Genomic DNA, 22,273 nt, shown 5'->3' with positions numbered 1-22,273 from the left:
GGTGACTCTCCGTCGCCTTGATGTATGACGCGCAGCTACACGATCGTCCGTCGTTCGAATCTGGCGGCGCCGGCCGAGCGTGTCTGGGCGCACGCCATCACCATGCGCGGGGTGAATGATGAGCTGTGGCCGCTGGTGCGGATGAGCTTTCCGCGCGAAGCGGCCACGCTGACGCTCAGCGGAGACAAGCTCGGCCGGCCGCTGTTTCGTAGCTGGATCTATCTGTTCGGGGTCCTGCCGATCGACTATGACGAGATCACGCTCGTCGAGTTCGAGCCGGGGGAACGGTTCCTCGAACGCTCGCCGATGCTGACCCAGGCGGTGTGGCAACACGAGCGGACCGTCGAGTCATGCCCGGGCGGATGCACGATCACGGACCACGTCGAGTACCGGCCGCGCGTCGCATGGCTGGGGCCGCTTTATCCCCTGCCGTTCGGATTGGCCTTCGCGTGGCGGCACTGGCGTTTGCGGCGGATGTTTGGCGAGTTGCCGTAGGTTTATTGCGCCCTTACAGGGCTTTTCGATTGAGGGTTCGGTGGCGATCCGGTACCCCGGGCGTTGCCCGGGGTTACCTTAGACTGCCCCTGTGGGGCACATGCTTGCCCCGGCCATCCGGGGCGATTAGTTTCCACGTTCCTGCTCCACACCACTCATCTGCCACCTGACGGAATCAACCATGTCGCGCTCGCTGTCCCTCCTGCTCGTGTTGCTGCTTGCACAGACGACTTACGCCGACGACTCCCCTTCCCTACCAAAAGCCACCATCGACGGCGCCGGCCCGGGCTGGGTCGCGCTCGGTGAGGCCGACTTCGTCAACGTAAACTGCAAGCCCGACACGTGGCGTTGGGAGAATGGCGTCGCCTACTGCACCGGCGAGCCGGTCGGCGTGATTCGCTCGAAGGAGGAGGTGAAGAACTTCGAGTTGGTCGCCGAATGGCGCCATCGCAAGGCAGCGGGCAACTCGGGCATCTTCGTCTGGACGCCTCCCGCGTCGCTCAAGGATCTGGCGCCGGGCAAGCTGCCGCACGGCATCGAGGTGCAGGTGCTCGACCTGGGCTACAAAGAGCAGTACGAGAAGGGTGGTCGCAAGGCCGATTGGTTTACCACGCACGGCGACGTCTTTTCGGTGGGGAGCTCGAAGATGAAGCCCTTCCCGCCCATCTCGCCCGATGGCACGCGCAGCTTTCCCACCAAGGAGCTGACCCGTGGCGTCGACCAGTGGAACCACTACTACGTCCGCGCGATCAACGGCGAGGTGCGGCTGTGGGTCAACGGCGAAGAGGTCTCTGGGGGCAACGGCTGCACGCCTGACCACGGCTACCTGTGCCTCGAATCGGAAGGCTCGCCCGTCGAGTTCCGGAATTTGCGGATTCGACATTTGCCATAGTTTGGAAGCGGCGCTGTCCCAGTGCTTCTCTCGCTGACGTTTCGGATTGCGATTGCGCCCTATCCCAACCCGAGGCGTGAGTTTTGAAGTGGCGCATGGATCGGGTGCCACCCTACGCCGTTAACCCTTGATGTTGCGGTCAAGCGGTGGGGGGTAGCACGAACGATTTTCCGGAGCGGCGTTGCCAGCGTGCTGGGCCCGATTCGGAAAATCGTCCGTGTCGCGCAGCGACAAGAGGCTGGGTGGAAGGCCCCCCGTCGAACGTTCTCGATCAAGACATTGCCCGTTCCTCTGGTCGCTGCGCGACACCGACCATCTTGCGACTGGGGCCTCGTTTCAGAGGGAGAACTTTTTCCGCATGATGATCGGTGCTACCCTCCGCGGTGAGTATTTCCTGGTGTTGTTCAAGAAGCACCACTTTCAAGAGCGTGAGCGAGGGATACTCAGGCGACGGCATTCGAGTCTGGCTGCCGACGTTGACCGGAACTTCGTTCGATGGGCATGGTTTGATCTCCCAGTGCCGGAGGGCTGCCATCTGGCGCCCGGCTGCCATTGTGAACAGGGAGACTTGCCATGCGTATCTGGATCGCCGTGTTGGCCTCGTCGGCCACGCTCTTCCTCGGGACGTCCACTCGGGCCGATGACGATAAACCGACTGGTGGCGGCCCCGACCACGCCGGCCTGTTCGCCAAGCTCGATGCCGACCAGGATGGCCAGCTCACCGCCGACGAAGCAGGCCAGGAGCATCGCCGGCTGTTCGACCGCTTGATGCGCAATGCCGACCAGAACGCCGACGGCAAGCTGAGTCAGGAGGAGTTTGTCGCGGGGTTGAAGGCGGGGGGGCCAGGACGGGGAGACCGGCCCGACGGTCCGCCGGGGAATCGTCCGCGACGCGAGCGAGGGGACCGACCGGATGGGCCACCAGAAGGGCGCCGTGGCGGCGGCCGGTTTGGCCAGATTGCCGAGCGGCTGCGCGAATTCGACAAGAACGGCGACGGCAAGATCGAGCTCGACGAGGTGCCGGAAGAGCGCCAACAGATGTTCGAGATGGTGCTCGATCGCTTTGACAAGAACGACGACGACGCGATGGACCTGAACGAGATCGCCGAGGCGGCGCGCGAGTTCGGCCAGGCGGGTGGTCGCGGCCCTGCTGGTGGCCCCGGCCCTGCCGGTGCTGGTCCCGGCTCCGATGGTCCTCCTGGGCCGCCACCTTTGCTCGTAGCGCTCGACGCGGATGGTGACGGGACGCTTTCGGCTCAGGAAATCGAGAACGCCAGCAGCGCGCTCCAGCGACTCGACAAGAACGGCGATGGCCGGCTCACGCGGAACGAACTGATGCCGCCACCCCCCGGCGCGGGGCGTACGTTCAGCCGCGACCGCGGGCCCGACGCGCCTGGCAATCCCGAGCAACTCGTGCGGCGGTTGATGAACGGCGACAAGAATGGCGACGGCAAGCTCCAGAAAGAGGAACTGCCCGAGCGCATGCGGCAGCGTTTCGATCGCATGGACGCGAACGGCGACGGGGCCCTCGATGCCGACGAGTTGAAGAACGCCGCCGAACGGTTGCAGCGCCGGATGCGCGAAAATGACGATGCCTCGGCGAGCGCCGCGGACAACGCCGGCAAGCCCGCCCAGGCGAAGAAAAAGGACGGAAAGCAGCGCCAGTCGAACGACGACTAACGCCAAGACGATCGCCGACCGGGAAGCTGATTCACCCAAAGGCGCCGTCCTTGACCGAATGCGGCCAGGGGCGGCGTTCTTTTTTTTGCCCATGGGGCCGCCAATTGATCTCCCGAATTGCACATTTTGGCGGCGTTACATTTTCAAGGGAATCACGCTCTTATGGGGAGAAGGCACGGCCGAAACGCCGCAAAAAACGGCCCTTTCGCTGAAACACGCCGAGTCGAAAAATCGCTCGCACCAGTTTCGGCATCGAACTTGCAATACCTAGGCGCGAACCTGCTAGCTGCCTGATTGGTCGTACTTCTGGAGGCAGCGAAGGTAGGAAACAAACAGGCCGAAACGGCGAAGAACCTGATGTGGCGCGCTGCCACCCGCACAATCGGCTGACTGAACATTCGAGCAGTAAGGCACGTAACTAGTACGCGTAGGTGCGGCGGGACCGATGGCCGCAAATCGTGTGGGAACCATCGACGGATCGGCACCCCAGAGAGGAAGGCGGACTACCATGTCGAACGAGCATAAGCATCACGATCAGACCGATCGAGAATCGGCTCCGGCGCCCGAAATGAACGCCGAGAGCCTGACGGCGACCACCATGCTGGTCGAGCCCTTCGCCGAGTTCGGCAAGTCGCTCGAAGCGCAACTGCTCGAGCTCGAAGCGTGCTGCATCCTGGCCGGCAAGGCCCCCCGGCGCATGACGAACCTCGGCGGGCGCGGACGCAATCTGCGCTAACGCCGAACGAACTGAATCTCGTTTTCCCCCTAAGGCCGTGAAATTCACGGCCTTATTCTTTGAGCAGCCAGGTCGCGGCGGTCTCGCCCCGCTCAGCAGACGGGGCAGCATCGATTTGCAGATTCTCTCGGCTGGCGGCGGCCTGGTAGGCCGCTTGTACCAATGGCAGGTCTTTTTCCTGCTCCCCCGCCACCCAAATTGGTCGCGGCGCGATCAGCGCCAAGATCGCTGGCAAATCGCCATATTTCACGGAACCCGGCCACAGATTGACGTCGTCGAGCTGGTTCGCGCTCGCGAAGCGAAAGCCACGAGTGTCGATCGCCAGCCGTCCGAGCTTATCGCCCACCTGGAGCGCCGCCACGGCAGCGATAGGACCGGCGCCGTTCACTCCCACGAGATCGATGCGGGCCGGCGCCGTCTCGTGATGCGCGGCGAAGCTGACTAGCGACAAAACGTCATGCACGCGCCGGGCGAACAGCGTGGGATTGTATCCGAAGGTATAGCCCGCGTAGTTCGGGCGTTTGCCATCACCCACCATGCGCTGCCGTTCGAGTGGCTTGCCCTCGTCGAGAAACTCCCCCTGATAGAGCAGGTCGGCGCCCACGATGGCCGTCCCCTCGGCGAGCAACTTCTTGATCGCAGAACTCAACTCGCCGCTGCTGTCGTACAGCCCCTGCTTCCCCTCGCCGTCGAGCCAGATCGCGACGTGGCGATTCCACTTCTTCGGCTGCAGCATCAGCGCGGGCAGCGACTCTCCGGCCTTCGCGTAGTCGATCGTGCCGGTAAACTCGAGATAGTCGCCGCGGTCTTCTTCGCTCGCCAGTTCATGCGTGACCTCGCCCGCGGCCGGCAAGTCGCGACCGATGAGGACGTCGAATGCCGCGCCGACCACACCGCGATACCGCTCGAGCCCCTCAGCGTCGCGCGGCTCGAGCGCGGCGAGTTGCTGATTCGACGTTTCGGTGAGATAACGCAACAAGGAACGTTCGTATTCATCGCCCGTGGGGGGCAGTGGATGCTCGTCGTCCCAGACCGTCAACTGCTCGCGCGAGAGGCGCTGGTAGTCTTCCTCGACAACCGGCTCTTCGAGCCCGAGCCCCAGGTGCTGGTTGAGCCACGAGTACATCACGGCGCGGCTGACGTAGTTGTAGTTGTGGCCGAACTGCAGCAAGGGACGCGCCATGACGTGGTCGCGCACGCCCAGCATCTCGTAGAGCGTTTGCAGTTCGGGCAGCCCCTTGGTGGCGATCTCGCGCGTCCAGTCGTCGGCGGCGGTCATGCCCAATGGTTTGGGGGCGAAGAGCGCGGCGATTTCGACATTGCCGGTGTCGACGCGCAACCCGCAGGCGTTCTCGCAGGTGCAGCCCCCTTGCATGGCGGTGGAGACCATCACCGCGGGAAAGGCCACCTTCGGCCGCGGATCGAGCGCCCCGAGCATGAACGTCTGCGTGCCGCCACCACTCGCGCCGGTGACCGCGATACGGGCGGGATCGACGTCGGGCAACTCGCTCAGAAAGTCGAGCGCGCGGATCGAATTGTACGTTTGCAGCCCCATCATGTTCTGCAAACGCAACTCGGCCTGCGGGCTGAAGAACCCCCAGTTCTCGGTGGTATTCATCGCCTCGCGGACGCCGGGGTTGTGAACGATCTGACGGCTATCGGCCATACCGAGCATGTCGTAGTGAAAGACGACGCAGCCCATCCGCGCCAGTTGCGCGCAACGCGCCTGCAACGGACTGCGACCGGAATCTTCAAAGCGTTCCTCACCGTTGACGATCGCCTTGCGGATCTCTTTCGCGCCTTGATCGTAGAAGCGGCCATTCAACCAGTGGCCGTGCGGCGAAAGCACCGCCGGACGGCGTCCCTCGGCGTTCTTTACGCCCGCCGCCCCTTTGGGACGATAGAGATTCCCCGTCACGAAGTGGCCGGGATAGCTTTCGAAGAAAACCTTCTCGACCGTGTAATCGCCCAGATCGATCTCGCCGTGGATCACCGGGTTGGCGGGAGTTCGCTCCGGCATCGGCCAAAGCCCCTGCGAAACGAGAAGCTGGCGGCGCACCTTCTCGGCGCGGGCTTGCCAGGCCTCGGGCGTGGCCGGCGGCGCGAAGGGGAAATAGCCATTGAGATCTTTCAGCGGGCCAAGACGCGCATCGTTGGGCAGCTTTCCTGCCGGGAAGACGCGCGGTGCGCCGCCGGCCACCGCGCGAGACGAGGCATTCGCCGAGATCGCCACAGCGACAATCAGTACCACAGCAAGCGTGATACATCGAGGGAGGGAGAGCATAGGTAGTGTTTACCGAGAGAGGAGATCGAGGAAGTCGTTAGGTGGGCAGTCTCAAGTCGCGCCCAGTTTAGCCGAAGGGATCCCGGCTTGCCTGCAAGAATTGGGCTTTCACGGCGGGCCGCATCAGGACGATCAGCGTGAAGACCCCCAGGATGGTCCCGAAGGGAAACCACAGGCATTCGGCCTCCTTCGTGCGATGCCCAGGGCCGCGCGCCATTACGGCCCCTTTTGCAGTTCGATGATCGTCTCGGCGACGTGAATCTCGTCGGTCCGCGGCATGGTCGAGCTACCCCCGTAGCGGACGGGATTCGCCTCCCACCAGGCTGCCGCGTCTTCGACCGTCCAGATGGAATCGACGGCGCAGTCGGCCAACTCGTCGAGCAACTCGGCGGCGCTCTGCGGACGTTTGGCGGGGCTCTTCTCGAGACACGCCAGGATGATCCGCTCGAGTTCGGTCGACACGGGTCTACCCAAGCGTTTCGAAGGTGGCTCGGCCGGCTTGTTCACATGGGCCACGAGGATGCCCATCGAGTTGTCCCCTTGGAAGACGGTCGTTCCCGTGAGCAGGAAGTACCCCACGGCCCCCACGGCGTAGACGTCGCTGCGCGAATCGACCAGGTCGGGGTCGGTGACCGCTTCGGGCGAGACGTAGTTCGCCGTGCCCAGAATGGCCCCGGCCAACGTCACCCCCGAGTTATTTTGCGAGCCGGCCGCTTTCACGAGCCCGAAATCGAGCACCTTGGCCACATCGAACTGGCCGCCGCGCTTGTTGAGCATGATGTTCGCCGGCTTGATATCGCGGTGAATCAAACCGATGGCGTGCGCTTCGCGCAGCGACGCGCAGATCTGCTTCAAGATGAAGACCGTACGCCCTTCGCATTGCGGGCCATGCTTCGAGACCAGGCGTTCGAGATCGACGCCGTCGAGATACTCCATGGCGTAATAGAAGACGCCTTCGGGCGTGCGCCCGAAATCGAAGATCGCGATCGTGTTCGGGTGATTGAGCTGGCTGGTCAACCGCACCTCGCGCTCGAACCGGGCGATGGTGGCGTCGTTCGTACGCTCGGGATCGAGCAACTTCACGGCCGTGGGACGCCGGAGCATGGCATGGTGCGCCTTGTAGACGGCCCCCATGCCCCCTTCGCCGATCTTTTCGTGCAGCGTGTATTGCCCCAACCGTCTCGCTTCGAGGACGGCGCGCTGCGCGCGGAGATCCCGGCGGTCGAGCACCCAACCGATGGGCACAATCGAGGCCGCGGCCAGACTCATCAGCGCAAACGCCCCCCAGAAGATGCCGCGCACCATCGTCAGGGGACGGTACGCCTCGGTGTAATCCATTTCGGTGGCGATGCCGAAGTCGTAGCCATGCACCCAGTCCCATGCCCCCACGACGTTCGCGCCGCGATGGTCGCGGTAGCCCGTGACGTCGAAGCCGGCCTCGACGCGCCCCTCGGCGGCCGCCAACGCGGCGAGTGGCCCCATTTCTCGAGTGGGGGACAACAGCACTCCACTCGCATCGTAGGCATAAGTCTCGCCGGTGCTGCCGGGGCGTCCTGCTCGCAAGAGGGCATCGAACTCGCGGGCCGGATCGATTCGCAACGCCAGGATCGCCACCGGCGTTTTCTCTGGTCCCCCGCCCAATACGGGCGTCATGGCAAGCATGGTAAGATTGGCGCTCGAGCGATCGACCGGCTTGATGATCGTGCCCGCGAAAGGATGCGTGACGACGGTGTCGGCCTTGCCGTTGGCGTCCTTGAATCCGAGTTCGACGAGGGCCGCTTCCTGCCCCTTGAGGCGCGCGCCGATCAAGGCCTGGCTGCCGCGATCGGCCGCGAGCACCCGCTTGTCCCGATCCACCACGAGAAAGCCCTGGAACCGCAACTCCACAATCGGCTGAAGCTCCTGCTGCAGGGCCTTCTGAGCCGGGGCGCTGGTGAGCTGCTCGGGCGTCGAGCCCGGCTTCTCGGCCACGCTGGCCAGATCGACGATCGCGGCACGGACCTGCGAGTCGGCGGCGGCGATCTCGACGCAGTCTCCCCGTGAATCGAGCCAGAGACGAATCGCCGCCGTCTCGGCCGCCAGAATCGATTGCAGATTCGCCTGCACCGAGTTCTGAAACATCCGCTCGAAGAGGCCATTCAGATACGCCCCCACGCCGAGCATGAGCGAGACGATCAGCAGGGGAACGAGCCACAGCTTGCGGCCGCCGTAAGGCGCCGCGCCAGCCGAATGGCGTGCCGACATGCCGGGATCTTTTGCAGCCATGACGTCTTGCACGCCGAGGTTTGCCACGGGCACGGCGGCCTGGGCCCTGGTACAGTGAGTTCCAGTATCATAGGCAGCCCCCCGTACGGTGTCGATGATTCGTGCCACGCTCGCCAGGATGCGCCGACCGATGACGCAACGACGAAATAACGTTCACTCTCGTGCCTTGGGTCCCCCGTTTGCAACGCAGCAAGCGACGCGCCGCGACTGGTTGAAGCGAGCGGGCGCCTTCTCCGCTCTGCTGTTGATGCCACGTTTCGCCCTAGCGGATGAAATACCGGCGGCGGACCCGGATGACTCGCTCATTCGCGAGATCACTCGCACGACCCTCTTTGCCGGACGACAGGGCGGAACGTCGTGGTTTCATCCGCGGGCCTGCCGCATACCGGACTCGTCAGGTGGTGCCGCGATCGGCATGACGATGCAGTCGATCGCGGGCTCCGACGTGTTCGGCCCCGTCCATTGGACCGAAACCGACGCCCGCGGGGATGCCTGGAGCCGGCCTACGCCGATCGCCGGATTCGACCGCCATGCGGCGACGCAGGGTTATGAGGAAGGCGTGTGCGATGTCGTGCCGGAGTATCACGTGGCGTCGGGCACGGTGCTGGTGATGGGCCACAACGTTTTCTACCGAGACAACGTGCTTGCGCGACCGCAGTTGCGCCGGTTTCCGGTCTATGCCGTACGTCGCGCCGATGGTACGTGGACCGCGCCGGCGCGACTGGAATGGAACGACGAGCGTGCCGCTTTCATCTACTCGTGCGGTTGCGCGCAGCGTCTCGAACTGCCCAACGGTGAGGTCCTGGTCCCGCTGACGTTTGGCGCCACAGCCGAGGGAGCACGCTCGGTGACGACCGTACGCTGCACGTTTGACGGCGAGCGTCTCGAGGTGCGGGAAACAGGCTCTACGCTCACCAACCCTTTCAAGCGCGGCCTGCTCGAACCTTCGCTCGCGCGACTCGAGGGCCGCTATTACCTGACGATCCGCGCCGAGGACGAACGAGGCCACGTCGCCACCTCGGACGATGGTCTCGCTTGGACCGAACAAAAACCCTGGACCTGGGACGACGGCGAGCCGCTCGCCATGTCGACGACGCAACAACGCTGGCTGCCGCACAGTGACGGACTGTTTCTGGTCTACACGCGGCGAGATGCGTCGAACGAAAAGGTGTTCCGCTGGCGGGCGCCCCTCTTCGTGGCCGAGGTGGACCGCGAAAGGCTCTGCCTGATCCGCGCCAGCGAACGTATTCTGCTGCCGCTGTCGGGCGATGCCCGCTCTGATCCGAAGGGCGTGGCCCGGATGGGCAACTTTCACACGGTCGCCGCCACGCCGGACGAATCGTGGATCACGGTCGGTGAAGGTCGCCCGGCCGATGGCTGGCGGGGCGATACCTTGCTCGCGCGCGTCCACTGGCAAACTCCCAACCGCCTGGTAGATTCAGCGGCCTGATCGAGCACCGTTGGTAGACGAGAAAACGGAACAACGGAAGGAATTGCCTTGGGTCTGTTGCAGGTTTTGGTTTCGACGGCACATTTTCTGACGATTGACGTCGCGATCGCGGCTCCGTTTGTCTGCTTGTGGCTCGAGTGGCGTGCCACGAAGCATGGAGACGCGTTGGCCGACGCCGTTGGTCGCAGGCTGGCGCGCGACGCGGCGTTGGCCCTGGTGGTTGGATCGTTGCTGGGCGCGGCCTCGCTGGCGCTGTTGTGGTGGAGCCTGGGGAGCGAGTATGGCGCATCGCTCGCCCGCGTCCCCACGCGCCGCTACTGGTTCGCGGCCGGTGAATGGCTTTTCTCGCTGGCCTGCCTGACGGCCTATGCGGTCTTGTGGGACCGCCTGGCCTCGCGCCGTTGGCTGCACCGCGCGATGGCGTTCGTCGGCGGTACGAATCTGGCCTATCACTTTCCCGTGCTGTTCGCGATCGTTTCGACCGTGACGGCCGATGCGCGCGGGAGTGCCGCACCAATCGAGTTTCGCCAGATGATCGTAGTCCCCCAGGTGCTGGCCCATGTGGCCCATGATGTCCTGGCGTCGTTCGTAGTGACCGGCGCCTATCTCATTCTGCTGTCGGGCCCTCTTGCCCGCCGCGCGGCACGAAGTGAAGACTCGTCTCGCATCGCCACGTGGGGCGGACGCTTGGCGCTCCCCGCGGCACTGGCGCAGTTTCCGGTGGGCATCTGGCTGTGGACGACGCTGCCGGCGGCCTCGAGCGGCGCGCTCCTCTTAGGCGATCTGGGGGCGACGATCGCCTTTGGTGTCGCCGTCGTGGGCGCGATTGGTCTCTTGCACCATCTGGCGACGGTGGCGCTGGGCGACAGCAGTCGCCGGCAGGCGCTGGCCGCGGCGGCGGCAACGGTGATCGTCGTGCTGGCCATGGTCACGGCCCGCTACCGGGCGAGATTGCCGTTGCTGGCGCGTCCTGCTCCCGCCGCGATGGCCTGGAACCAATACTCCGAGATGCTTGACACGCCTGCCACGCGGGGCTATCCAAGCTGGTGACCGATCTGCCTGCGAAAGCCCCCCAGGAACTCCAGAGGTTCGAACCATCATGTCGCAAGGAATGCCGGACTGCTGCCCCGATTGCCAGGGAACGTTGCAGGTCATTCGCCTCGGCAACAGCGTCGGCAAAGACACCTCGGTCGACGGCATGGAATTACGCTACGTGACGGCGCGCTTCGACATGTACGGCACGGTAAATGCCTACCGCTGCGATCGCTGCACGCGTATTTTTCTCTACGGCAAGGCCGCGCAGGTCCGCTGACTTGCTCGTGCTCCAGCCCCTCTCTGCAACCCAGACCGCATCGGCAGCGAGATCGCGCCAACGCTTGAGCGGTGTCGACGCAGGGCAGATTCTCTTGCCCCAGAAAAGGCAGGAGACCGCGTGAGATCTCTGGGCATGATCTCACGCGGTCTGGCTGGGGGGACGCAACGCGCCGCACGAACGGTAGCGGGATATCGTCGTGCGGTCCGCGTGGTGGCAGTCTGTCGCGCGGGAAAGATGGATCGGCCCGCGTCGAGTCGCCGCCGGCGCTGGTCTTCGGGGTCACCAGCGATGGCTCGGGGCAAAACGTGCAACGCGAGGGCCGGCAGCTCGCCCCTTAGCGACTGATGACTTCGTCCCCCTTGGTGAGATCCTTCAGATTCACATCGCCCGTGGCACGCGCCACGACATGATTGCCGTTCGTGCCGACCACTTCGAGCGCGCCGAGGCAGGCCCGCTCGAGCAGGTACTGGTGGTAGACGAGCACCCAGCTTCCGACCTCCGGTTTCCAACCGTTTTGGAAGGTCATCTCGACGAGGTTCTTCTCCGCACGCACGTGGGCGATGGCGCCGCGCACCGGCTTGCTCTTCTTCACCGGTGCGACGCCCGCCTGCTCCTTCTGCGCGGCCACGTCGGTGATGAGCACCTGGCTCAATTCATTGACGTGCGAGGCAAGATCGACCCGCGAGACCTTGCCCGTGCGATCGTTTGCCCGGTCCGAAACCGTCAAGTGCTGCCCCTGCTGGAGCGAAGCGAGATCATCGGGCTGGATCGGCACCAATCGCAAGGGGCGGTTTCCGGTGCTCGTCGGAGTCGTGGCGACCGTCGTGCTCTCGGCCGTGGGCTGTGTCGTCCGGCGCGAGCTGGGACGCCGCGTCGTGCTGGCCACCGTGCCCGGCTGAGTGGTCGTGGGGCGCGGAGTACGCGTGACGGTACCAGGGTGACGCATGCCCGGGCGTTCTTCGATCACGATGGTCGGCCCGACCAGCTCGACGCCGGGTTCTTCGGTGATGATGGTGATCGGGGCGTTCGACGGTCCGAACAGGGCCCGCGGATCTTGCTGAATCTCGCCCGGAAGCTCGGGGGGAGCCGGCGGCGGATCGAGCGGATCTTGCTCGCGAGGCAACTCGATCGGTCCTTCGCGGGGCACCTCGGGAGTATCACGCGGAATTTCGATCTGTTGCTGCTGGGTACCGTCCGTGATGGGCTGATCGCCACGGCCCCCCTTCATGCTGCAGCAGTTCATGAGGGCCTGGCGAGCCGCTTCGCGCACGCGTTCCGACCGCTCCTTATAGCAGCACTCGTCGTCCATTTCGTAGGCGACTTCGGCCAGCTTGAGGGACAGTTCCTCGTCGCAGCAGCACTGCTTGTTGCAGGTAGCACAGTTGTTGCAAGCAGCCTCGCCGATCGCCTTGGCCGCCTCGTAGCGGACCTTCTCGGTGCAGTCGTCGAGCGCGGCCATCAGGGCTTCTTTCACGCCCGGATAGCAACCGCAGCCGATCGAAGCCAGGTACTTGATCGCCTTGATCTTCTGCTTGGCGAGATCTTCCTGCTGCTTGATCTCGGCGGCCTTCTTGATGGCCGGGTTGGTCGATTCGAGGTTCGCCGGGTCGGCGATGCCCTTGAGGGGAGGCTTGCGTTCGAGGCCGGGGAAGTTGCCGCGGCGGTTTACCGAGGCGTCGTAGACCTTGTTCACCCCCTGGGGTATGCCCAGGAAGTTCCACAGCGTGGTCGGAGCCGCCGGGGCGACCGGGGCCACCGCCTGCCCTTGCACGTGCTCGGCCGCGACGGTCAACGACGCCGCCACACCCAGCAACACTACGAGTCTCGTGCGTCCCATGCGTCCGACCTCCATGAACCACAGGCCGCCTGCCCCGCACGAACAGGTGCGGCAGCTCGACAATTCCGGTGGAGACTATCCCTAACACACGCGCAATACCCGCGCGGGCGCTCCATGCGCAATGACTGTGCGCGTGGGCACAAATGCTAGATAAGGCATCGACTGGCGCTGTCGTTACCGTAAAACTTAGTCGGAAGGGGGGAAAACTTTCCCCAGCTTACGCACGCGCATCAGAACTCGGCGCCTAGCGGCTCGGATCGATACGCTCGGGGGGCTGCTCTTGCGGAAGCGTAACACTCACCTGTTTCGGTGGTTGGGTAATATTCCGCACGGTAGCCTCGACGGTCAGCGTGTAATCGCCTGCCGGCAATTTCTTGAATGAAAACTCTTCATTCGCACGAGGCCGCTGTTCGGCCCGCCCCGATTCTTCCAGACGCACGCGAATATTGGAGAGACCATCGCCCACGACGACGGCCCGCAGGTCGTACAGCTTGGCGGTGGGCTTGCCCGGTTCTGCTGGATTCTCGGGCATGAAGATCTCGACCGGGATGGCCTTCTTGTGTCGCAGCCCCACGCGATCGGTGGCGCGCACGAGAAGTTGCCAACTCGCCCCCTTGGCGTCGGTCGTGGGAATGGTGGCCTCCCAGTGATTGTCGCGCAAGATGCCGCGCACGGCCGAATCGGGGGGGAGCCGTTCGTCGTTTTCCCAATCGTCCTCGACGTCGAACGACGTCTTCACCAGGAAGAACTCCACTTTCTCCAATCCCCCTTCGTCGTCGACCACGGCGAAGACCTCGGCATCGTTCCCTTTTTCGACGCGCACCTGGCCCGAGGTCCCCGCGGGACGTTGCCCCACGGAGACGACCTGCGGCGGCGTGGCATCGAGAAAGATCTCGCGGTAGTCCTGCGCCATCCGTTGCCGCGCGCGTTTGAACGTCGCCAGAATGCCCACGCGCTGATCGCGGCGACCTTCGGCCGGGAGCCTGACTTCGAAGTCTCGCACGCTCGATTGGATCGTCAGCGTGCCATCCTCTTTCGTCTCGGCCAGATGTGCGGTGACCTGCCGGTCGGTGTGGAAGGTCTGCGTCGGGCCCAAGGGGGTTCGATCATCGGTCGTATCGACCAGCCCGATCTCGATCAGATCGTCGATTCCCTCGGCGTCTTCTTTCTTGAAGGCATCGGCCGGCACGTCCACCTGAAACTGCACGGGAATCTCGGCCGTGGGGGCCTTGATCGGGAAACCCTCTTCGTCCGGCCAGTTGATGCGCACGCGCTGCTCATCGCGCAGCGGGATACTCACTTCCCGATCGATGGGCAGTTCGAAGCCGAAGGCGCGCGGATAACGATCGACGTCGAGCCGCACGCGCACCGGCGCCGATTGCGCCACGGGAACATCGGCGAACAGTTCGGCCGGATCAAAACTGGGCGGAACGAGCAGGGCGGCCTCCTTCATCGCCTTGCCCGGCACCGGTTCGTCGCGCCGCTCCCAACGCACGTCGCACTCGCCCGGCGGCATCATCGCGGGGTTGCCGCCACGTGGACGGACGAGCACTTGTACGCGTCTGGGGCGCGAGCGATCCCAGGCCACGTCGACGTCGAGAAAATCGGCCGGGCGTTTGACCTCGATTTCGAGATTCACCACCGAGCGCCGACCGAGCTTGTCTTCGAGCAGGCAGACGAGTCCATCGCCGATCGACGGCAATTCGGGTTCGCTGGCGCTGGACGCTGGCGAGGCGGGAGCCGGCGCGGCGCCATTGGCGGATGTCGTGGCAGCCGCCGGCTGGTCGAATTTGACCGGCGCCGTGGCACCGGGCGGAATCGAGCAGACTCCCGTGGCGAGCGCTTTCAGGCGCCCCGCGCCAGGCACTTCGAGACCGTCGTCGCTCAGCGGCCAGCGCTTGGGCATCTGCCGCGCCAATTCGGGGGGAACGGCGAACAGCTTGACCGTTACCTCTTGCGACTCGCTGCCGCGATTGAATATCTGTAGTCGGTAATTTGTCGCCTTGTTCGGAAATGGCTGTAGCACCTGCGACGCTTTGCTGTTGGCGCGCGGTCGATTGTTCTTCGGGCCATCGACGACGAGCTCCACTTCAGGCAGAGCGGGCAGCACATCGATACTGCGTTCGATCGGCCCCTGAATACTTCCATCCGAATCGCGGTAATAAAGCGCCGCCTTGAGCGGTATCACCGTGCCAGGCTCGAGACGTTGACGCACTTCGGCCAGCGCGCTGACATCGAAGCTCATGACCTTTTCGAGCGGTGGAGTGCCATTCAATGAAAAGCTACGCGGCCGGCGCGAAACATCGTCCAAGGTGCGCGACGAGGGATTCACGAGCGCCGTCCCTTCGAGGTCGCGGATTTCGAGGAGCTGGGCGTCGTAATTCAGCGTGACCCAGGCATCGCCGGGGCGCCCCAAGCGCAAGCGCGTCACCAGTTGCAGCGGAGTCGACGACTGCCGCGCGTCGAGGATCAAGCGATCGCTGGGTGAGAAGTCGAACGTCACCTCGGTCTCGATGCGTTCGTCCGGATTGGCCGCCAGGTAAGGCACCAGCGATCCTACGATGGGGAGGTCGGCATCGCGCGCGTCGAGCAACTGGTAGAGTCGCTCCAGCCCGGCCACGAGTTGCGGATCTGGCGGAGCATTTTCCTGCTCGCGTCGCTGCGTCGCGATCCGCTCGAGATTGCCGATCTGCACGGCCAGTTGGGCATAGAAGTTCTCTAACGCCACGCCGACCGTCCGGCAATAGCTCCACTCGGCATCTTGCGCAGCCGTGGCGTCGTTCTGCTCGGCCGACAACGTGGCTTCCACCTCGGTACGCAAGGTGCGCAACGAGCGGACCAGCTCTTCATCGTTACGAAACAGGTCGGCCCCGGGATCGACCAGCTCGGCCGCCGCCAACTCCAGCTCGGCCAGGCGATGCATGCGGAGCCAGGGCTCGCGGAAGCTCCCTTCGACCGGTCCGATCGGATCGTCCAGGCGTGTGGTCCGGCGCGGAAAATCCTTCGCTAGATCGTCGAAGTAGAACTGCTCGCGATCGTTCGCCTCGAGCCACTTGAGCAACGCCGCGCGCTCGGTGGCCCGGGGCAAGGGGGTCGAAAGATAGCTTTCGACCGCCGAGATCGTGGTTCGTTCGCCGGGGCGCGGGGCGGCCGCCAGAAGCTGCGCTTCGCCCGAGGTGACGCGCTCGACCAACTCGACGATCTGCGTCTCGTCGTAGCGCCGCGAGGCGTCGAGGCGAGGCCCGTCGAGCGTCTCGGCCAGCGCCGCCACGTTGTCGATCCAGCTTCGCAAGGTCTCGTACGGGGGCTCATCGCCTGGCGAAACGAGACTGGCCACGGCATACCAACGCAGAAAATAGGGCACGCGTGCCAGGGCATCGTCGCGCACGCTCAAGGCCTGCACGACGAATTCGCGATACTTCGGCCGGGCCGGCTGCCGACGGTAGGCCTCCCATTGCTCGGCCAATCGCCCCACCAGCGAGCGCCGATGCCGCGGCTCGAGCGGCTTTCCCTCGGCCACGTCGCGCAGCAGCAACACGTTGTCGGGCAGTTTCTCGTCGATGTAGTCCGCATCTTCGCCACACAAGAACATCCGCTCGTAGTGGAGCAGTCGTTCCTGATGTTCGCGCCACAAGTGAGGCGCAAAGTCGGCCGGCGCGCTCGCCTGCGTCCGATTCGCGCGGGCTTCGCGCTCGATACGATCGCGCAGCGTCCACCCTTCGATCAGCTTGCCCAGCGCTAGATCGCGCGGTGTCGGCGGTGCGGCTGGCGACGTGACAGTCCCACCTGGTGCCGCCTCTGCGGCCGGCGCGGGCGGGTTCTCCGACGTCGGCGGCGCTGGCGTGGCACTCGGTGAATTTGCTGGTGCGGCCGGAGCGCCGGGTGTCTCGCCAGTTGGAGGCGTCGCAGAGGAGGGCGTAGCCGGGGCCGCGGGTGTCGCCGAACCAGGCGCTTCGGCCGAGACGGGAGGGCTTTCCGCGGCGGGGGCCGCTGGCGGTGTTGTCTCCGAGGTCGCAGCCGCGGGGGACGTGGCACTTTCGGCCTGCGCGACAAGCAGCGGCATTCCCGCCGCCAAGAAGACCACGGCGCTTTGCTTGTCGTTCGATCGGTGTGCGGCCGTTCCTGAATTTTCGGCCTGCGTTTCCTCGCTGGCTGGCGCCGGTTCGACCGGCGGCAAATTGATCAGCGCCAGCGGTTCGACATCGGCCAGCCGGCGAATCACCCCCTGGTTGCCGCGGAGGATCACGGGATGTTGCGATGAGCTCGCGCCATGCGCCTTCTCGACCCAGTTGGTAACACCGTAATAGACGTAATCGTACAGTTCGCGCAGATCGACGACGCGCTCGCCGTCGCTCCCTGCCGGCGAGCGATCGGCCGCTCCCTGCAATCCCTGGCTGACGTAATAGCTGAAGACGCTGCGTTGCTTTTCGTACGAAAGGTGCGAGACCTCCCAGTTCCAATTCGAGAGGATCACCCACAGCGAAGGATCGCCCGTCGCGCGGACCGCTGCTTCGACCAGCCGGGGAAATTCGTTGGCGAGCATGCCGATGCGCGGATCGCACACGATATTGCCCCCGTCGAGCACCAGCACCTTGACGCTCGCCTGGCAGTTTTTGACCTCAGCCAATAGTGACTCGACGGCGAGATAGCCCACGCCTCGGTCCGAGGGATCGAAGGTACCCAACAGCAAGTAAGGCTTGCTCGCGCTACCTTGTGCATCGACGCGTGAGACCCCTTGCCCACCCACCATCGTCAGCAGTCGATCTTGCGGATCGCGCACCAGGCCGCGAATGCGAGACCCCAGCACGGAGACGATCTCGGCCTGTTCGATCTTGAGCTCCTCGGGGGGCTCGTGCGTCTGCTTCTTCAGGGTGTCGACTTCTTCGGGGGCGAGAAACGTCTTGGCCCAGGGGGGGGCCGTGAGCTCCTTGTGCTCGACCAGCGTCGTATAGACGAGATGCGTCTGCGGCTCGTAGGGGACGTAGAGTGCGTAGATCATCGCCGCGATCAGTAGGCACACCGCGAGCACAATGAACGCCAGGCGCGAGCGTCGCGCGAAGGGGGTCATGGGGGGCGCGGCTTCGGCCCGCCAGGATCGTTGTTGACGGGGCGACGGGGCAGGACGGTTGGAATTGGCCATGTCGAGCGATCCCTCTTGCTAGGCGGGCAAGGTTTTCGCCCTCACCCCCGAGGTGGCAATTCTACACTGAGGGGAGTTTCGACGTGCAACCCTCCGTCACACGTGTCCGCTCCCTGGTCTCCGCCAAGGCCCCGGCCGTACGTTCCCTACATATCCAACAACCGGCGCCCCCGGCCGGGGTCGCCGCGCGTATGGCGGCACTTCCTGGCCCTTGAAACAAGCCTCGAACTGGCAAAACCACCTCACCGCAGAGTAACATGTCGGTTTGGTGCCAAGATGCGCCACGACTCGTTCCAGAGAGGGACCCGCATGCGGAATCTGCCCGTTCATTGGTCGGAGGGAATGTTTCTCAGGCCGCACCATTTGCAGGCCTGGGACCGCCATTGGAACGAGGCCCTCTCCACGTCGGGACGCTGGGACAACGAGTACAACTACGGGCTGCGTCACGTCGAGATCAGTCCCGACGCGATCGCCAACTATCACTTTCAACTGAACGTCTGCGAGGCGCGGCTTCGCGACGGCACGCTCGTCTCGCTCGAATCGGGCCAGGAGCCCGATCGCGCCGATCTGCGAGATCCGCTCGATCAGCTCAAGTCGGCCATGCTCGACTTGTCGGATGCCTTTGCCAAAGAGGCCACGATCCGCGTCTACCTGGCCGTTCCCAAGGTCAAGCTGGGGGCAGTCAATGTCGGTATCGAGGCGGGCGAAGGCAAGCACCGCTACACCGAGACGATCCACTCGCTGCAAGACGAGAACCAAGGGGGCAACGATCAAGAGATCCAATTGCGCGCGCTGAACGCGCGGCTGCTCTTGTCCACGCAGGATCTGAGCGGTTACGAGTTGATTCCCATCGCGCAGATTCAACGGGCGAGCGAGGAAGAAGCGGCGCCCCGCATCGACCCGCAATATATTCCGCCCGTGCTGGCGATCGACGCCTGGCCACCGCTGGGGCGCGATATCGTCCGCGCCATCTACGACATTATCGGCAAAAAGATCGAGGTGCTGGGCGAACAGGTGGTCAATCGAGGAATCACCTTCGAAAGCCAGGAGCCCGGCGACTTGAACCGCTTGTTCATGCTGTCGCAGCTCAACTCGGCGTACACCACGCTGGGCACGATGGCCTTCGCCCGCGGCGTGCATCCGCTCGAGGCCTATACCGAATTGTGCCGCATCGTGGGACAGCTCTCGGTCTTTGCCAAGGAACGCAAGCCGCCCCCCTTGCTGCGCTACGACCACGACGACCTGGGCACGATCTTTCTCGATGTGAAGCAAAAAATCGAGGCGTTGATCAACACCGTACGCGATTACGAGTACGAGCAGCGGTTCTTCGTCGGCGTCGGCCTGGGCATGCAGGTCACGCTCGAGCAGAAATGGCTCGGTTCCGACTGGCAGTGGTACATCGGGGTCGCCAAGGGAGATCTGACCGAGAAAGACTGCCGCGAGCTGCTCCAGCCGGGCCAGTTGGACTGGAAGCTCGGCGCCGCCAACAAGGTCGAGATCCTGTTCAAGACCCGTTCGCAGGGGGTCTCGCTGGTGCCGGTCGAGCGGCCACCACGTCCGCTGCCGACGGGGCGGAACTGGATTTACTACTCGCTCGCCAAGCAGGGGGCGGCCTGGCGCGACGTCCAGGAAACGCAGACCCTGGCCATGCGTCTCAAGGACATCCTGATCGTGAATCGCGATCAATTGCAGGACCAGCGGACGCTGATCGTGGCCGCGCATGGGAAGCATGCGGTCTTGCAATTCGCCTTGTTCGCCGTTCCGACCCAACAGTAAACGAATCGCGCCTGCACGGCTCGCCCCACGAATGACGCCGGAATTTGCCAAAGCGGTCGACCCGATCTTCCTGCACGTGCTCGGTCTGCTCGACCGGATCGGCAAGGGAGAAAATCCCTCGGTACAGAACGAACGGCTCAAGATCCGGGGCTGGATCGACACGGCCGAAGGGCATCTGGGAGGCCGCCCCGACTGGCAGCTTGCCAAGTACGCTCTCATTTCCTGGATCGACGAGGTGATGCTCGAAGCGCCCTGGGATGGCCACGAGTGGTGGAACGAGAACGTGCTCGAGGTCGAGCTGTTCAACACGCGTCTGGCGCACGAGGAGTTTTATCTCAAGGCGCGCGAGGCGAGCGGCCTGTCGAACCGCGACGCGCTCGAGGTCTACTACGTGTGCGTCGTACTCGGTTTCCGCGGCCTGTATCGCGATCCCGAAATCGCCTCGAACTTGTCGGAGTCGCTCGGTCTGCCCGCCGATCTGGAATCCTGGGCTCGGCAGACGGCCCTGGCGATCCGCTTGCAGCAGGGGCGTCCCAAGATCGTCGAGACCGAAGAGGCGGGACTCGGCGCCCCGCCGCTCGAAGGCCAATCGCGTCTGATCTGGTCGTCGTTGGCCGGGGTGATCCTGGCCGCGATCCTGGTCATGTTGTGCGCTCGAATGTTCGAATTCTTTTAAGGGGCTCGGCGTTGCGTGAGTTACCCCGGGCAGTCCCCTTCCTTCTTGATCTCGACGACGAAACGCCATGTTCTATTATCTCCGCTACTTCTTCTCGTGGTTGACGTGGCCCATTCGGGCGATGTTTTATTCGCCCGACAAGATCTTCACATTGCCGCGCAAGTTGCTATCGGTCTCGCTGCCGATGCGGGTGGCGATTCTGGTGGCGATCTTCCTGCTCGTGGCGGTCATCACGTCGTACGTGAACTACGTCTACACGCCCGAGGCCCTGCGCGCCTCGAGCTTCTGGGACAGTCCCACCTTGTTCAGCCTGCCGCGCTGGCTGGTGATTCTGTTCCTGGTGCTGCTGATTCCGGTCGTCCTCTACTACGCCTTGCGGTTCTGGCTCGAGGGAGAAGTTTCTCCCTTTCCGGACATCGACTATGCCTGGAAAGCCGGTCTGGGCGAACTGAAGAAGAACGGGCTCGACATCACGCAGATTCCCGTCTTTTTGGTGCTGGGCACCTCCCACGACCTGCAAGAAAAGCTGCTCGTCGAGGCGGCGCAGTTGAGCTTGCGCGTACGCGATATCCCACAAGGCCCCGCGGCGCTGCACTTCTATGCGAACCCGGATGCGATCTATATCTTCTGCTCCGAGGCGGGCTCGCTGAGCAAGCTGGCCGCCCTGGGACGCCAGGCCTCGCTCGACGAAGCCGACAGCGCCGCGCGTCGGGTGGCCCGACAACTCGAGGAATCGTCGCTGCGACAGACCGTGATTCCCGAGTCCGAGGATATCCGCAGCACCGTGATCCCCGACGGCAATCGTGGCGGCGGGGGAGGTGGCGGTGGCAACATTCGGGGCACGATGGTGATTGGCGGCGGCACCGCCATGCCCGAGGGAGACGAACTGGTCCTCGGTTCCTCGGTCGAGAAGAAGGCGGTCGTGCTCTCGCCCGAAGAGGCCGTGCTGCAAGGTCGGCGGCTGGAATACGTCTGCCGCTTGCTGCGCCGTGCGCGCCAGCCACTCTGCCCCTTGAATGGCATCCTGACGCTCCTTCCCTACGACTTGATCGAACGGGGCCCGCGCGAAGCGATTCAATTGCAGCGCGCCGTGAAGAGTGACACCTGGATCATCCGCCGCGATCTCAAGCTGCGCTGCCCGACGACGGCGCTGGTCTGTGGCATGGAACAGGAGAGTGGCTTCCGCGAGTTGCTCCGGCGCATCGGCCGCGATCGCTCGCGGGCGCAACGTTTCGGCAAGGGACATGGTCTGTGGAACCCGGTCACCGCAACGCAGATGGAGGCGGTGGCCATCCACGCCTGCGGTTCCTTCGAGGATTGGGTCTACAACCTGTTTCGCGAGCGTGGCTCGCTGACAAAGCCCGGCAATACAAAGCTCTACGCCCTGTTGTGCAAGATTCGGCGCGACGCCGCCGGGCGCATCGCCGGCATCCTCAAAGGGGGTTACGCTCCCGAAGCGCAGGAGGACCAGCAGGTCGAACCGCTGTTGTTCGGGGGCTGTTACTTCGGCGCCCTGGGCGAGACCGAAGCTCGCCAGGCGTTCATTCGCAGCGTCTTCGAGAAGCTCACCGAGCAGCAAGAAGACCTGGAGTGGACCCAGGCGGCGATCGTCGAGGAGCAGCGTTTCTCGCAAATCGCGAACGTTATCGTCGCGCTCGATATCGCCATGGTCGTCGCCCTGGGAGGCCTGCTCTTCTCGATGTGGCGCAGCGGCAGCTAACGTCACT

General features: G+C 64.3%; 15 protein-coding genes. 10 read left to right on the top strand and 5 right to left on the bottom strand.

Translation table 11 applies throughout. From position 1 onward, the window contains the following. The first annotated feature begins 24 nt into the window (after positions 1-24). The 4 genes from KF708_00895 (at position 25) to KF708_00880 (ending at position 3,803) form a co-directional block, all read left to right on the top strand. Positions 25-495 carry a hypothetical protein gene (locus KF708_00895; protein MBX3411243.1) on the top strand — a complete coding sequence of 157 codons (471 nt, stop codon included), beginning with the start codon at positions 25-27 and terminating at the stop codon, positions 493-495. A gap of 181 nt (positions 496-676) precedes the next feature. Next, positions 677-1,387, top strand: coding sequence for a DUF1080 domain-containing protein (locus tag KF708_00890; GenBank protein MBX3411242.1), 711 nt, complete (start codon positions 677-679; stop codon positions 1,385-1,387). A 573-nt stretch (positions 1,388-1,960) separates the two neighbouring features. Next, positions 1,961-3,067 (top strand): EF-hand domain-containing protein, encoded by a 1,107-nt coding sequence (locus KF708_00885; GenBank protein ID MBX3411241.1) that lies wholly within the window; start codon positions 1,961-1,963, stop codon positions 3,065-3,067. Positions 3,068-3,575: 508 nt separating this feature from the next. Further along, entirely contained in the window at positions 3,576-3,803 is a 228-nt protein-coding gene (locus KF708_00880) for a hypothetical protein (GenBank protein MBX3411240.1), read from the top strand. Between the two features lie 52 nt (positions 3,804-3,855). On the opposite strand, the gene KF708_00875 is transcribed toward KF708_00880, so the two are convergent. From KF708_00875 to KF708_00865, 3 genes are all read right to left on the bottom strand, one after another. Beyond that, positions 3,856-6,036, bottom strand: coding sequence for an acetylxylan esterase (locus KF708_00875; protein MBX3411239.1), 2,181 nt, complete (start codon positions 6,034-6,036; stop codon positions 3,856-3,858). Positions 6,037-6,154: 118 nt separating this feature from the next. Continuing rightward, entirely contained in the window at positions 6,155-6,304 is a 150-nt protein-coding gene (locus KF708_00870) for a hypothetical protein (protein ID MBX3411238.1), read from the bottom strand. Beyond that, positions 6,304-8,331 carry a serine/threonine protein kinase gene (locus tag KF708_00865; GenBank protein ID MBX3411237.1) on the bottom strand — a complete coding sequence of 676 codons (2,028 nt, stop codon included), beginning with the start codon at positions 8,329-8,331 and terminating at the stop codon, positions 6,304-6,306. The genes KF708_00870 and KF708_00865 overlap by 1 nt, the downstream gene beginning before the upstream one ends. A 151-nt stretch (positions 8,332-8,482) precedes the next feature. Between KF708_00865 and KF708_00860 the strand changes: the two genes are divergently transcribed. The 3 genes from KF708_00860 to KF708_00850 are packed head-to-tail and all read left to right on the top strand — an operon-like array spanning position 8,483 to position 11,114. Then, entirely contained in the window at positions 8,483-9,802 is a 1,320-nt protein-coding gene (locus KF708_00860; protein ID MBX3411236.1) for an exo-alpha-sialidase, read from the top strand. A gap of 48 nt (positions 9,803-9,850) precedes the next feature. Further along, the gene (locus tag KF708_00855; GenBank protein ID MBX3411235.1) at positions 9,851-10,852 is read left to right on the top strand and encodes a hypothetical protein; all 1,002 of its coding nucleotides are present in this window, start codon (positions 9,851-9,853) and stop codon (positions 10,850-10,852) included. A gap of 49 nt (positions 10,853-10,901) precedes the next feature. Next, entirely contained in the window at positions 10,902-11,114 is a 213-nt protein-coding gene (locus KF708_00850; protein MBX3411234.1) for a hypothetical protein, read from the top strand. A gap of 337 nt (positions 11,115-11,451) precedes the next feature. Here the strand turns inward: KF708_00850 and KF708_00845 are convergent, their stop codons facing one another. Both KF708_00845 and KF708_00840 read right to left on the bottom strand, forming a co-directional pair. Continuing rightward, positions 11,452-12,954 carry a hypothetical protein gene (locus tag KF708_00845; GenBank protein ID MBX3411233.1) on the bottom strand — a complete coding sequence of 501 codons (1,503 nt, stop codon included), beginning with the start codon at positions 12,952-12,954 and terminating at the stop codon, positions 11,452-11,454. 244 nt (positions 12,955-13,198) lie between these two features. Continuing rightward, positions 13,199-18,094, bottom strand: a complete 4,896-nt coding sequence (locus KF708_00840; GenBank protein MBX3411232.1) for a hypothetical protein — start codon at positions 18,092-18,094, stop codon at positions 13,199-13,201. A gap of 309 nt (positions 18,095-18,403) precedes the next feature. Between KF708_00840 and tssK the strand changes: the two genes are divergently transcribed. From tssK to KF708_00825, 3 genes are all read left to right on the top strand, one after another. Beyond that, positions 18,404-19,870: a type VI secretion system baseplate subunit TssK gene (gene tssK, locus KF708_00835; GenBank protein MBX3411231.1), complete on the top strand. Its 1,467-nt coding sequence runs from the start codon at positions 18,404-18,406 to the stop codon at positions 19,868-19,870. A 31-nt stretch (positions 19,871-19,901) separates the two neighbouring features. Next, positions 19,902-20,546, top strand: a complete 645-nt coding sequence (locus tag KF708_00830) for a DotU family type IV/VI secretion system protein (GenBank protein ID MBX3411230.1) — start codon at positions 19,902-19,904, stop codon at positions 20,544-20,546. 67 nt (positions 20,547-20,613) lie between these two features. Further along, positions 20,614-22,266, top strand: coding sequence for a hypothetical protein (locus KF708_00825; GenBank protein MBX3411229.1), 1,653 nt, complete (start codon positions 20,614-20,616; stop codon positions 22,264-22,266). The last annotated feature ends 7 nt before the right edge of the window (positions 22,267-22,273 follow it).

The sequence above is a fragment of the Pirellulales bacterium genome (assembly GCA_019636335.1).
Taxonomy (GTDB): domain Bacteria; phylum Planctomycetota; class Planctomycetia; order Pirellulales; family JAEUIK01; genus JAHBXR01.
This window is presented reverse-complemented; position numbering and strand designations above follow the sequence as displayed.

Coding starts and splice junctions, on each gene's coding strand:
- KF708_00885 (MBX3411241.1), top strand. CDS start 1,961: ATGCGTATCTGGATCGCCGTGTTGGCCTCGTCGGCCACGCTCTTCCTC.
- KF708_00870 (MBX3411238.1), bottom strand. CDS start 6,304: ATGGCGCGCGGCCCTGGGCATCGCACGAAGGAGGCCGAATGCCTGTGG.
- KF708_00830 (MBX3411230.1), top strand. CDS start 19,902: ATGACGCCGGAATTTGCCAAAGCGGTCGACCCGATCTTCCTGCACGTG.
- KF708_00865 (MBX3411237.1), bottom strand. CDS start 8,331: ATGTCGGCACGCCATTCGGCTGGCGCGGCGCCTTACGGCGGCCGCAAG.
- KF708_00845 (MBX3411233.1), bottom strand. CDS start 12,954: ATGGGACGCACGAGACTCGTAGTGTTGCTGGGTGTGGCGGCGTCGTTG.
- KF708_00880 (MBX3411240.1), top strand. CDS start 3,576: ATGTCGAACGAGCATAAGCATCACGATCAGACCGATCGAGAATCGGCT.
- KF708_00825 (MBX3411229.1), top strand. CDS start 20,614: ATGTTCTATTATCTCCGCTACTTCTTCTCGTGGTTGACGTGGCCCATT.
- KF708_00850 (MBX3411234.1), top strand. CDS start 10,902: ATGTCGCAAGGAATGCCGGACTGCTGCCCCGATTGCCAGGGAACGTTG.
- tssK (MBX3411231.1), top strand. CDS start 18,404: ATGCGGAATCTGCCCGTTCATTGGTCGGAGGGAATGTTTCTCAGGCCG.
- KF708_00895 (MBX3411243.1), top strand. CDS start 25: ATGACGCGCAGCTACACGATCGTCCGTCGTTCGAATCTGGCGGCGCCG.
- KF708_00840 (MBX3411232.1), bottom strand. CDS start 18,094: ATGGCCAATTCCAACCGTCCTGCCCCGTCGCCCCGTCAACAACGATCC.
- KF708_00860 (MBX3411236.1), top strand. CDS start 8,483: ATGACGCAACGACGAAATAACGTTCACTCTCGTGCCTTGGGTCCCCCG.
- KF708_00890 (MBX3411242.1), top strand. CDS start 677: ATGTCGCGCTCGCTGTCCCTCCTGCTCGTGTTGCTGCTTGCACAGACG.